Source organism: Rhodococcus sp. PvR044 (assembly GCF_040548995.1).
Classification (GTDB): domain Bacteria; phylum Actinomycetota; class Actinomycetes; order Mycobacteriales; family Mycobacteriaceae; genus Rhodococcus_G; species Rhodococcus_G oryzae.
This window is the reverse complement of record NZ_JBEPSX010000016.1, coordinates 38515-51230: the sequence shown is the minus strand read 5'-3', so window position 1 is coordinate 51230 and position 12716 is coordinate 38515. Positions and strand designations below refer to the sequence as shown.

At 67.2% G+C, this 12716-nt stretch carries 11 protein-coding genes; all 11 read right to left on the bottom strand.

Translation table 11 applies throughout. The annotated features are described in order from the left end of the window. Positions 1-39: 39 nt before the first annotated feature. The 11 genes from ABIC28_RS25585 to ABIC28_RS25535 all read right to left on the bottom strand — a co-directional run bounded on the left by ABIC28_RS25585 (position 40) and on the right by ABIC28_RS25535 (position 12303). On the bottom strand, positions 40-2184 hold the full coding sequence (locus ABIC28_RS25585) for an ADP-ribosyltransferase (RefSeq protein ID WP_354581497.1): 2145 nt from the start codon (positions 2182-2184) through the stop codon (positions 40-42). 483 nt (positions 2185-2667) lie between these two features. Further along, complete coding sequence (locus tag ABIC28_RS25580) at positions 2668-3225, bottom strand: hypothetical protein (protein ID WP_354581495.1); 558 nt, start codon at positions 3223-3225, stop codon at positions 2668-2670. Positions 3226-3249: 24 nt separating this feature from the next. Beyond that, positions 3250-3972, bottom strand: coding sequence for an HNH endonuclease family protein (locus ABIC28_RS25575; RefSeq protein ID WP_354581493.1), 723 nt, complete (start codon positions 3970-3972; stop codon positions 3250-3252). Between the two features lie 14 nt (positions 3973-3986). Beyond that, positions 3987-4301, bottom strand: coding sequence for a hypothetical protein (locus ABIC28_RS25570; protein ID WP_354581491.1), 315 nt, complete (start codon positions 4299-4301; stop codon positions 3987-3989). 253 nt (positions 4302-4554) lie between these two features. Then, on the bottom strand, positions 4555-4821 hold the full coding sequence (locus ABIC28_RS25565; protein WP_354581489.1) for a hypothetical protein: 267 nt from the start codon (positions 4819-4821) through the stop codon (positions 4555-4557). Further along, a complete protein-coding gene (locus ABIC28_RS25560) occupies positions 4818-6806 on the bottom strand; it encodes a cutinase family protein (protein WP_354581487.1) in 1989 nt (662 codons plus the stop codon). The genes ABIC28_RS25565 and ABIC28_RS25560 overlap by 4 nt, the downstream gene beginning before the upstream one ends. Positions 6807-7024: 218 nt before the next feature. After that, the gene (locus ABIC28_RS25555) at positions 7025-7819 is read right to left on the bottom strand and encodes a hypothetical protein (protein WP_354581485.1); all 795 of its coding nucleotides are present in this window, start codon (positions 7817-7819) and stop codon (positions 7025-7027) included. Next, entirely contained in the window at positions 7820-9637 is a 1818-nt protein-coding gene (locus tag ABIC28_RS25550; RefSeq protein ID WP_354581483.1) for a hypothetical protein, read from the bottom strand. Continuing rightward, complete coding sequence (locus ABIC28_RS25545; RefSeq protein ID WP_354581481.1) at positions 9637-10884, bottom strand: DUF2637 domain-containing protein; 1248 nt, start codon at positions 10882-10884, stop codon at positions 9637-9639. Before ABIC28_RS25545 ends, ABIC28_RS25550 begins: the two co-directional genes overlap by 1 nt. 79 nt (positions 10885-10963) lie before the next feature. Continuing rightward, complete coding sequence (locus tag ABIC28_RS25540) at positions 10964-11365, bottom strand: ParB family protein (RefSeq protein WP_354581479.1); 402 nt, start codon at positions 11363-11365, stop codon at positions 10964-10966. After that, a complete protein-coding gene (locus tag ABIC28_RS25535) occupies positions 11362-12303 on the bottom strand; it encodes a ParA family protein (RefSeq protein ID WP_354581478.1) in 942 nt (313 codons plus the stop codon). Before ABIC28_RS25535 ends, ABIC28_RS25540 begins: the two co-directional genes overlap by 4 nt. Positions 12304-12716 lie beyond the last annotated feature (413 nt).

Sequence of the window (12716 nt, the reverse complement as noted above, 5' to 3'; positions counted from 1 at the left end):
TAAGGGGACGTGTCATTTTCCCATGTAGATTCGCATTTTCTATGCGACGGCCTTGAGGGGCGAGGGGGTTCCGTCGGCTTCGGCGACCAGGTCTTCGGCGACCAGCCAGACGGTCGGCATCCCGTTGATGCCCTTGTGGTCAACGCGGACGCAGCGCAGGTCAGTGCCCATCGGGACGATGACCTCGTCCTCGCTGCTGTGCAACGAGATCGACTTCACCGGTAGGCCGGACCTGGTGCGGATGACCATCATGTACGGCGGGTGTCCGGCAAAGTTCTGCGCCGTGTACTGGCTGGTCGTGGTGCTGGTGACCTTGCCGATCTGCATCTTCGAGCCGACAGTGAACGTCGAGTCGATGTACTCGGTCGGCGTCCCCTTCCACCCGCTCGGGATGCGAGTGCCGCGCATGACCGTCATCGCTTCCATGTTCGGGTTGTGCTCGTTGAACTTGTCGAACGCCGACTCGATTCCGTGCACGACGGTCTTGGTTTGCGGCGACGGGCTCGGGTCGCGGCCGGTCACCGCGGCGTTGATGGTCGTGTAGCTGCCGCCGGTGTACGTCTTCAGGGCGCCGCGCTCGGATCCGTCGAGCACCTTGTTCACGAACGTGCTGTTGGTCTGGGTCAGCTTGCCGAGGTCGGAGGTGTAGACCTTGTCTCCGCTGGTGGAGAACCCCCACGCTTGCAGGTCTCCAGCGCGCTGATGGATCACTGCGTAGTCGCCGGCGGTTTCCTTGCCGAAGGCGCGGATTCCGCTGCGGTACAGGCTGGCGTGCTTGTCGGCGCCGAGGCTGTCCGGCGGGATCTTGTGGTCGAAGTGCGGAATGACCCCGCCGCCGCGGGTCGGGGTGCCGAGCGCGCGGCGGTGAGCTCGGGCGTAGGCGTCGTCGGCCTGGGTCTTGGTCTTGCCGGCCGCGAGCGCCTCCGCGCGGGCCTTCTCCCCCGCCGCCACCGCCGCGCGCTCGCGCACGCGCTTGGTGTGCCTCTTGGCGCCGTCGTAGATGTCAGCGCGGACCGGTCCGGCGCCGACGGAGTCGGTCAGTTTCTCGCGTGCACCGTCGAAGCCGTCGTTGATGATCTTCTGCTGTTGGGCGGCCGTGGTCGCCTTCCCCGCAGCGGCTTCGCGTGCGACGTCGAGCAGCAGGTCCCCCCGGACCGCGTGGGCCTGGCGCTGCATGTCGGTTGCGTCGGCCGGCAGTGCACCAGGGTCGACCAGAATCGGGATCCGGTTGGCCTTGGCGAGGGCGTCGTTCTTGCCGTGTGCGGTGGCCACCGGGTAGTAGGCGTCGCCCTTGCGTTGGAGCACGACGAAGTCGCCGGAGCCGCGGCGGACGATCGCGGTGCCTCCGTCGAGGTACCGCCCTTCAACCTGTTCGATGGCCGATCCGGTCTGCATCGGGATGGTGCCGGCGGTGTAGACGCTGGTGTCACGTTCGATGCCCGCGGGTGAGAGCACCGGGCCCGCAGCGAGCGCCTCGGATGCAGCCTCGGCGTAGCGGCGGTTGTAGGACCGCCCGATCGCCTCGACCTCGTCCTGGGTGAGGCTGGCGTAGTACGCGTCCCGGTCTTCGTCGCCCATGTCCTCGCGCATGCCGAACTTGGCGGCGGCGAGGTCGTCGCGCACCTCGCTCTGGCGGCGCTGAGCGTCGATGTACGCGGTCTTGGCGTCGTCGAGCAGCTTCTGTTGCTCGGCGACCGCTTCAGCGGTGCCGGTGCCGTCCTCGAGCTCCTTGGTGGCCTTCCGGAGCCGGGACCGGTAGCGGTTGACGGCCTTTCGTGCCTCGTTGGCGTCAGCGTCGACCGTGGCGACGTTCTCCTCGGCCGCCTCGAGTGCGGCCTGGGCGGTGGTGATCTTCGGGCTGGCCAGCTTCTCGCGCTCGGCGAGGGCCTGGGCGATGAGCAGCTTCGCGGACGGCGGGTTCGCGTGGGTGCTCGGCATCGGGGTCTTACCCAGGATCGACTCGTCGATCCCGAGGCCGGCCATGAGCTCCTTCAGGATGCTCGGCGGCGCGGCCTGGACCGCCGCGGCGGCGTCGACCATCCCCTGTTCCTTGAGGTGGTCGACGACCTTCTTGCGGGCTTCGCGGCCGAGGCGGCGATTCCCGTTGGCCTTCAGTGCGGCCGCGGTGCTGCCGCATCCGGGGCATCGGCGACCGGGGGATCCATGGGACTTTGATCGGCACACAGGGGCATCGTACTGGGCAATTGACATGTCCCCCCTGCCAAGACGGGACCAGAACCCGGGCCCGCCGGCGCGCGGCGACTCAATCAGGTTGAGGGTGTCCGTGGCGGCACTGAATGCGGCATTCACGTCAGTCCCTCCGCGTCGGTCAGCCTCGCGCCGTGGTGGCGGTCCGGGATCTGTTCCCAGCTGGCTGCGTCAGACCCAAACCTTACAATAATCTTTTGTAATGTTGCAAGGCTGGTCAGACATCAGCGAGACGATCAGCAGCCGTCACGCACCCACCGGCGCACCGACAACTCGCACCCGCTCACCAAGGCGACGCCGTTCGCGGCACCGTGATGGGTGGCCAGCCCGCCGCAACCGCATTGGCACTTCGACCGCTGGTCCGGGGCCGGCCGGAGGTAGCGCAGGTGCTCCTCGGCCGAACCCCATTGACCCCAGTCGGTTTGGCCCGCCGCCGCGGCGCGAACCTGCTCGCGATCATCATCTGGTGACGGCGGCAATGTCGGAGGTGTCGGCATTCTCGGCCTCGGAGAGAAGCGCATCGGCATGTGCACGGAACGCGAACGCCCGCTTGTTCTTGGAGTCGTAGGCCCAGCCCCACACAAGGACACCGAGACCAGCTGCACACAAGGCCCCAAGCACAAACATGATTGCGAGGTCGAAGGTCTGCAACGTGTCCAGGCCGTCCCGCGACTCGGCTCGCCACAGGTACAGGAGCATGAACAGTGCGCCGACGCCTATTACGCACATCGTCTCGTAGCGAGAAGCACCTGAGTCGTAGTGGTGTCGGCGTACCGCGACGATGGTGCCGTCGAGTTCGTCGGTGTCGATCGGCAGGCGCCCCGAATCACGCAGCGCGGTATAGCGGTCGACAATCTGACGAGCGGGCGGAACGTCGAGGTCGTCGCGCCCCTTGTAGATCCGTCGGAGCTTCCTCTCGCGCATGCTGACCTTCCGGTTCCGGGCATTGATGCGGCGCTGCTCGGCGCGCTTCTGGGCGGCCGTGAGCGTGGTGTCTGCCTCGAGTGTCTGGGTCATCGGGATCTCCTCGCTAGTTGGCGACTATCGGTTGCTGCACGCGGTGCGGGCGACGTCGACCTCACTGGTGGTGACTGCGAGTTGATAGGTCTTGGCCACGGTGAGGTACTTGATCGCGTATTCGCACCGGTACCCGGCATTGGCGGGCATCCACTTGTCGAGGCCCTTGTCGCTCTTGGCCTGGTTCGCCGGGCCGTCGGAAGCGAGCAGGTTCAGCGCGGTGTCGTTGGCGAAGCTGGTGCGCTGCGCGAGCGTCCATTTCGAGGCGCCGGCACTCCAGCTCCTCGAGAGGGGAAACACGTGATCAATCTGGATTGCGGACGACTTCTTCGGGTCGAACTCGATCGTCTTGCCGGTATACGGGTCGTGAAGTGTGCCGCCGATGACCTTGCAATCTCGGGTGCCGGGCTTGAACCGCACGTTGACCAGCTGGGTACCGAGGACGTTGTTGCGGGTGTCGCAGCCGTCATGGGACGACGGTCCGGTGTAGTCGTCGGTCCAGGCGGGGCCGTACACGCACGCTTTGCCCTTGGTGCAGTCCCGTTCGTAGCCGGGGACTTTCGGCAGCGACTTGACCACGGTAAGCCCGACGACGAGCTCGTCGATGTTCGTCCCCTGCCCCACCGCTGGGGCGGCGGCCGGCGCCGCGGCGGCGGCGGCGGGTGCAGCGAGCACCGTGCCCAGGCCGGGCCCGGCCATCTCGAACGCGCCCAGCGACGCAACACCAATGCCCGCGGCCGCGGCCACGATTGCCTTCCAGCTCATCGGGTCACCGCCTGCGGCTGGAGCTGTCGAGACCATCGGCCCGCGAGGTACGCCAGCGCGAGAAGACCCGCGGCGAACACGGTCGCGACCATGCCCACCCGGGACACGTAGCTGGTCGCGATGCTGACGTCGCGAACCGGGTCGGCCCACTCGATTGCGAGCAGCAGGATCGCCGCCACGACGACGCCCGCGGACAGGGCCACGGAGGTGCGCAGGGCCATCTCCCGCAGTCTGACGGTTTGCTCGAGCACGACCGGTTGGCGGTCTCTCGGGATCTGCATGGTGATCACGCCTTTCGTGGTGGAGGTCATGCGCTTGGCCCTTCGGTCGGCGCGGAAGATGCGGCGGTGGAGGTTGTCTGAGGGTGGATGTGGGCGCGATCCGGATCGGCCGTGGGCGATGCCTTCGGCTCTGGAGCACGTCGAGTCGAGGCCCACGCCCCTCGCACCCGAAGGACGATGCCCGCGATTGCGGGCAGCACCACGAGCGCGACCATGAGGCCAACCATCACCCAGGACGACGGCCACAACGGCCCACCCGAGATGACCTGGGGGTCAGCCGCCGTCATATGGCTTGCCTGCGTATTTCGAGAGCCTGGACGGCCTGGGTTCGCAACAGCCCGCGGTCGATGTCCCCGCGGCTCAACGCTTCCGGACGATGGCCGACATGGAACATCCCGTCGGTGTGGGGGCACGCGAACACGGCAATGCCCTTCTCGCCGGGGTGGCGCTTGCGGACTGCCTTGGCGTCGCTGCGCGCGTGGTAGCCGCGGTGCTCGCAGTCGTTGCAGTAGGTCCAGCGGGCGGCGGGGTTGTGGGCGCGTGGGCTCATGCGGCACGTCCGATCTGAAGGTTGAGCCAGTCGGTGAGCCACTGGACGGCGTTGCGTCCTGCGTTGTCGACGACGAGGGCGTTGTAGTTGGTGTGCGCGCCGGAGCTGTAGAAGGTCGCGGCGGTCAGTCCTTCCTTGACCAGGCCGACCAGGTCCTCGGCGCCCTGGGACTGCGCCATGGTGGTCAGCGAGCCGGTCAGGGCCGGAAGGTCAAGGGTCTGTGCCTGGGCGGTGATGCTGGTGGCGACCTTCGACGACTGCTTGCCGAGCAGCTCGGGGCTGGTCTTGCTGGCCTTGCCGGAGAGCATGTTCGCCGCGACGGAGGCGAGGTCGAGGCCGACCGGCAGCAGTCCGGTCATGGCGGCGCCTGCGCCGAGCAGGTCGGGGATCTGGCCTGGGGGCGGGAACAGCTTCTCCACTGCCGCCCAGGCGATCTCCTGGACCTGGCCGATCAGGTTGGCCAGCTTGACGATGTCGACGTTGCCGAGGATCGAGGTGACCAGGGCCGCGATCTGCGTGTATCCGGAGGGGTCCGGGATGATCGAGAGCACCTGCGAGGCCCACTTCAGGTCGACCGCGGCCGTCATCTTCACCAGCGGTGAGAACTGGTTGTTGAGCTGGCCGGACACCTCGTGCGCGCCGCGCGCATCACCGGCGGCGACCCTCTGCACCAGCAGCTCTAGGTTGCGCAGGATCGCGGGGAAGTCGAGCGCGGTGATGTTGGTGGAGACGTTGAGGATCTGGTCAACCACCACTTTCGGCTTGAGCACGCCGAGCACGTTCGTGGCGGTCGAGAGCGCATCGGCCGGGGTGGAAGCCACGGGCGCCACCTGGCCGCCGAGTGTGCCGGCGGCCGTGGACAGCGAGGTGATGTCGGGCGAGTTCGACGGCAGCCTGGTCGATCCACCACTGGTGAGCTTGGTCGCGGTGTCGGCGATCGTGGTGACGGTCGACAGCGCCCCGGCCAGGTCGGATTGGCCTGCGCGGGTGAGGACCTGGGAGGCGCCGTTCTCGGCGGTGCCGGCCGGTGCGGCGGCGAGCTGGCTGGTCGCGGCCGAGTTGGCGGCGCCGGAGTCGAGGAGATCGGCGAGCGGGGTGAGGGTCTTCGCGATCGACGTCGCGGTGGTGGCGATCTGGCCGATGTCGACGGTGGGCTCGGAGAGTTGCTTACCCAGGGTGGCAACGTCGGATCCGAGTTCGGGCAGGTCGGCATCGGAGAAGTCGGAGGTCAGCGCTGTGGCAACCTGCGTGGTGCTGTCAGCGGTCCCCGAATTGGCTGTCCCGCTGGGGGTCTTGGACAGGATTGAACCGAGGGATCCGAGCAGCGGGTTCGAGCCCTTCTTGATCGAGCAGTACATGTCGCCGGGGTCGCAGATCGTCGCGACGCGGCCGGAGAGCTTGCCCATCCCCTGTGGCCGGGGATCGGCGATGCCGGTTCCTGCCGTGCGGGGGCCGACGGTGGCCGAGCCCTTGGTGCCGGTGCCGGGGTCGGCGAGCAGCCCGACGGCCAGGACGCGCTCGGCCGGAACGTCGACCTCTTCGTTGCCGATCCCCGAGGCAAGGTCGCCCGCGATGTCGGCGCCCTGCGAGTAGCCGGTGATGGTGATCTTCGTGTTCCGGCAGGCCTCGGCGATCTGCTCGAGCACCTGCTCCGCTTTGCCGAGCCCGTCAGCCTTGCTGTCGGCGTAGGTGTGTCCGTTGTCGAAGGCACGCGCCATGTACGGGAGCGTGTAAACGTCGGCCTGGGAGCCGTTCTCGCGCTTGATCGCGTCGCCGATCGGCTTGAGCATGCCGATCGTCTGGTTCGGGTCGGCGTTCGCGTTGGTTTCCCAGGTGCCGGGGATGAACAGGTTGAACGTCGCCGCGCAGCGGGCCGGGTCGGCGTTGGCGATGGCGGGGGCAGTGAGCGCGACGCCGGCGCCGGCGACGGTCGCAGTGACGATCAGTGCGACGGCGCGGCGGGCTCTCGAACGTCTGGCGGGCATGGGCACCTCGATTACCGGAAGGGACACAGGTGCCTACGTTGGCCCATTTCGGCGTTTTACCTCAACTGGGTGCCTCTTTCGTCCCCGCCGCATAGTGATGGCGTTTGGCCAGCGAGAACAGGCCCACGCCGCGGGTTTTCGGGTGCGGATGCGACAAGGACCACCCGACCCCGTACCGCGGCGGGCTGGGTCGGATGGTCCTCGAGGTGTGGGCGGCCTCAGTTCCAATCGATCGAGATGTCGTCGATGGCATCGAAATGGAACCCGACCTTGTCGCTGTAGATGTCGAAGCCCTTGTTCTCGGGGTAGTCGAGGGTGGCGTGGCGTTCGAGGATCGCCACGACGCGGGCCTGATCGTCGTTGGCCAGGGCCACGGCGAGCTCCTGCGACTCCTCGGCACTGAACGGGCTGTCGGAGTTCGCGAAGTCCAGTGTCCGGGTGCGGAAGTCGTACCCGACCTCGTCACCGTTGCGTACGTGGATACGGCCGGTGACCTGGACCGTCGCGACCTTCGATGTCCCGTCGGGGCGTAATACGCCCGCTTTCTGCATGGTGTCCTTCGCCTTCGCCGCCTTGAGCTTGGACTTCGCGTCGTTGCGCAGATCGTTGGTCTTGCCGGACTGGTACTTACGCACCGACGACGCGGTCCTACCGATCTTTGCTGCCACCGCATCCACGCCGCCGAGACGTTCGACCGCCGCGCGGCGCTGCGCCAGCTCGGCCACCTGCGGGTCCGGGATGCGGTCCTGCTGCACCCAGCGCCGCAAGGTCCGATCCGACGGTTCCTTGCCGGTGGCGTCGATCGCGGCCTGCCGCAGCCCGTCCTTGCCGACCTCGCCGCGCATCTGCTTGACCGACACCTTCGACGTCAGACCGGCCAGGCCGCTGCTGGTCTCCTGCGACTTCGCCACGCCCTCGGCGGCGGCGGCGGCGACCTTGACGTTCATGCCGTCGAACCCGACGGTCTTCTGCGGCACAGGCGTTGACCGCGGCTTCGGCAGGTGCAGCGCCATCTAGTCCTCCTCCTCGTCGTCGTCGGTGTCAGTGCTGGTGCCGTAGGCCGCGGAGATCGCGAGCCGGATCTCGCGGCTGGTCTCCGCGGCCGCGAACGACAGGATCATCTCGTCGGTCAGCTCCACGTGCTTTTCCAAGGCCATCTTGCCCAACTGGTCGCTGTCGTCGGCGATGTTCTGGCCCTCGCCGAGCAGGTACACCCACGAGTCGGTCTCGGTGCGGATCGGCCAGCGGCCGGTCTCGCGGGCGATGCGCATGGCCACCCGGCGGCCGCGCCACCGGCAATGGGCCATGATCGCGGCCCGCCAGAGCGGCTGGTGGTGGTGCTGCATGCGGGTGGCGGTCCACTTCTTGGGGTCGAGCATTCGGCCGATGTAGCCCTTGTAGCAGGTACCGAGGAACCGCTTCATCGCCACGTCGTCGGACTCGACCGCGACGGTGCGGGCTTCGCGCATGACCTTGGCCCACTTGTCCAGGGCCCTCCCCTGCTCCGCGTACACCCACGCCTCGGTCACCTCGAGGTCGTCAACCTCCAGGCCCATGCCGCCGTCGGCGATCGGCGCGCACAGCCCTTCGAGGCTGACGGTGGTGATCCACGTGGTCACCGGCTGGTCGACGAGCATTGCCGGGTGCGGCAACGGAAGCTTCTCCGGGAGCGAGTACTGGCCGGCCGCGGGCAGGGTGACGCGCCAGATCCCGAACGCGGGCTTGTCCTCGGCGGCCGCGGCCGCGGCGTCGTCACCGAGCAGCTGGCGGGCGTTGCCGTAGCCAAGGGAGAGCATCCCGGCCGAAGCCAGGTAGGCGGCGCGCTGGTCGATCGTGACCAGCTGCGCGATGTCGTGGAGATCGTCGGAGTCCGGCACCCGGAACCAGCCTTCAGCCGGTTCGAGGTCCGTTTTCGGGGCTCCGTCGATCGGCGGCATCGTGCCAGCGGTGGTGACGACGATGCCCTTGCTGGTCTGGAGGCGCTCGCGGCGGATCTTGTCCAGGACTGATGCACCGGTGCGGGCCGCGGTCGGGCCGGGCAGGACACCGAGGTGCTTGGCCGACCAGGCCAGGCGGCGCCCCAGCTCCCGGGCGGCGGGGAGGTCATCGTCGGGGAGGTAGGTGCCTTTGGTCGGGTTGCCAAGGATGCCCATGTCGCCGATCCGGTTGTACCAGCCGAAGTCCTTGTTCCAGTACGTCCAGACGTAGGGCTCGAGGACCAGGTCGACCATCTGGGTGGCCTTGCCGATCTGCCGTGAGAGGTGCACGACATGGCCGGGGTCGCCGCGCAGCTCCCATCCCGCCTTGGTCAGTGCCGTCAGCGTGGTGGTGACGGCCTGGCACAGGTCCTCTACGGCCCGCAAGCGCAGCTTCTCGAGGTCTTTGTAGTCTTCCTCCCTGCCCGGGTCGATGGTCCAGCCCAGCAGCTCGCAGGCGCCGATCCCGACGAGCCACACCTGAGCCGGGACACCGAGCGGGGTCAGAGCTGCCCAATCGATCAGCTGGCCCAGCTTCTCGATCGAGTCGACCGGGCCGGTCAGCCGAGCACCGGACGGGCGGTAGCTGGCTTCGGCGGTGACGATGAGCGCGTGCCCGTCGGCGTCCTCGGTCACCGGGAGGGACTCCCACGGCCGCAGTTCCTGCTCCTCCCCCACTGCCTCGACATTGGACTCGTCGGCGGCGGTGGCCGGCGCGCTCGCTTCCGCCGCAACGAGGGCGGTGGCGGGCGCAGGCTCGGCGTGCTGTGCCTGGTCAGCTGTGGGCATCTCGCTGGGTGCCGTTTCGGCGCCGAAGAGGGTGCCCTGATCGGCGCCACTGTCGTGTTCGGTCATCAGTTGTTCACCAGCTCTCGCATCTCGTCGAGCTCGCCGCCGACGTCCTCGGTGAGGCTGTTCTCTCCCAGATCGGGCAGCGGGGGGATCGTGAACCCGGCGGCGCGGGCAGCCTCCTCGAACTTGGCGTAGCGGCGGTATGCGGTACTGGGAGCCGCGTTGGTCTCTTCCGCGATGGCTACGAACGTCTTGTTCGGATCCTTGACCTTCAGGCGGGCAGCTTCACGGACGTTCTCGGCGAGCGGTGCACGGTCGATGAAATCGAGGAGCGCATCGAGGCTCTGCTCCGGTTCCTGCGTTGCGGCGACGTCGAACTCCGTCATCGTTGCGTGGGCATCCGCAACGGCATCGAACAGTGCGGTGTCGTCAGCAGCGGACAGTGCCGAAGGCGCAACGTCGTCAGCAGACGGTGCGGACTCCGCAACGGCCTCCACAACGGGCATTCCGATCTCTGCAACGGCGTCCGCAACGGCATCTGCAACGTCGTCAGGCTGTGCAATTTCCGGAACGGTGTGGGCAGCGGGCTGTGCAACGACCGGAACGGCATCCGCAACGGGCATTGCGATGTCCCCAACTGACACCGGGTGGGGCGCGGCGGTCTCCGGCGCGACATGGGCTCGTGCAACATCCCAGTCCGTCGTCTTTGCAACTGCGATCGGGGCCAGCGCATCATCAGCGACAACCAGCGTTGCGGATTCCGCAACGGTCGTCGACAGTGCAGCAGCTGCCGCAACGAGCTCGTTGTACTCGCTGTAGGCGTTTCCGATGGCCTTGATAAGGATGCCGATGCCGTGCGTAAAGGCCAGGACCAGCAGGGGCGGGATGACCGCGATCATCGCGGCGGCGCCAGGCGCGAGCGGGGTGAAGCCGAGGTCGACTCCCGCGGCAACCTTGCGCACGGCCTCCTCAGCGGCCTTGTAGGCGTGGTACGCGTTGCCGGCGACGCTGATGCACACCATGGCACAGAGCACGGAGACGAAGAAGTTGCGACCGGCGGCGTTGCCGCTGATCTTGCTCAGCAGGATTGCCGCGAACGTGCATCCGAGGATGGCCCCATCAACAGTCGCGGGGAAGATCCAGGCCCACTGCTGCGGCATCATGCCCTGCCCTGCGAGGTCCCGCAGCACAGAGAACGACAGGATGAAGGCGCCTGTGGTGATGCCGAGCGCGATCAGGATTGTGAAGAAGACCGCTGCGACGAGCCCGCGGAGCTGAATCCGGGCGGCGCGGAGATTAAGGTCAGTCATGATCGGGGTTTCCTTCCAGGGTCGTCCCGGTCGACGAGGCCCCTGCCGTTCTAACCGGTGGGGGCCTCTTTCGTGGATGTCAGTCGTCGGACAGCGGGCGGCCTGAGGGAAGCGGTGCGTCCTTGCCCTCGAACGGCTCGCCGTCGTTGTATTGCGTGGCCCGCCGTTGCACTTCCGCGGCCAGTGCTTTCTCCACGAAATGGGACCAGGTGAGGTCCGACTCGCTGCCGCGCGTTGCCACATGTGCAAGGCGAGCCTGCTTGTAGACGTCGGGCGCAATGTAGACGGTGATGGGCTTGTTGGGCGGCTTCTGCGTTGCAGGTTCCGTTGCGGATTGCGCTGCGGGCGCTGGCTGTTGCGGCGCCGGCGTCGCAGTGGTGCGGTTCTTGGCCTGGAGATTCGACAGGTCCCCGGTGACCCGCGCAATGGACGGCGTCGTCCGTGGCGCGAGCCCGGTGATGGTTCGCTTCTGTTCGGTCATGATGCTGCCTCTTCGTTCTCTGCGGCGGTAATGCGGCTGACGAGCTCCTGGGCGACCCCGAGGAGATCGTCGGCAACGGACGTGGATGAACGGGGTGCGAGATCCTGCGCCTGGGCGTCGCCGCGGATGACCTCGTACCACTTCGGTCCGTTCTGGATGACGGTGTCAAGTTCGTGGACCAGCATTCCTCGTTCGCGGGTGGCCTGCGCCGTCGCTTCCGAGTGCCGCACGGTCTTGTCGAACACGACGTCCTCGCTGCCACCGAACGCCTCCGCGATCGCAAGACGTGCCTGCTTCTGCACGGTCGTAGCGGACGTGCCGACAGCGGTCAGAACCACGCCAAGAAGGTCCAGTTCGGAGTTGTCTCCGAGAACGGCGTTGAGCCGATTCATGACCGCTGTTATGCCCTTTCGGCTGGAGGCATCGCTCTTGACGGGGATCAGCAGCCACCGGGCTGCTGCCGTCGCGGCCGTCTGGAGGGTCTCGTCGCCGGGAGGGCAGTCGAGCAGGATCATGTCGTACTGGTCCGCGATCGGCTCGAGGGCCGTTGCGAGTGCCAGCTTCGCGCCGACGGGGTCCTTCGCCGCCTTCGAGGTGAGCGCGGCGGTGGCCAGTTCCAAGTGCGTTCCCCCAGGAAGGACGTCGAGGTTCTCTCGGACCGCCTGGACCGGCGTGAGGGGCTCGCCGAACGCCAGCGCCTGCGCGAGATTCTTGCCTTCGTCGTCGACGTCGGTTCCGGTGTAGCCGAGGTCTTCGGCCAAGTTGCCCTGGGGGTCGAGGTCTGCAATCAGAACCCGGTACCCGGATGCAGCCAGCAGCCCGCCGACGTTCGCGGTCAACGTCGTCTTGAGCACTCCCCCCTTCCCGTTGATGAATGCAATGACCCGGCGCAATGCCGCGTCGTTGCGTCCTGGAGCTGGCTTCATGCGTGTCGACACCGGCATCTCCTTCGCGTCCTCGCGTGGTCCCACGCGGGTCCTGTTGCACTGGCATTGCTTGCATTGCTGGCGTTGCAGTTGTTGCGGGTGTTACTGCTATCGCCAGCGTTGCGGGTGTTACTGGTGTTGCTTGCAGTGAACCCTACCTCAGCAACGCCAGCAATGCTTGTATTACTGGCGTTGCGGGCGTGTCGCTTTGCAAGCATTGCCTGTTTTGCTTTCTCGCAGTCCCCGGCGATATGCCAGCATTACCGGCATTGCCGACAATGCTGACTGATGCGGCGCCCCAGCATTGCTGGCATTGCTTTCCTCAGGCCAGTCGGCGGCCCGCAGGTGCCCGACAACCACAGCAACGCTGGTAATGCCCGTATTGCCAGCGTTGCTTTCGTTGCAGTTCTCGCAACGAGAGCGGT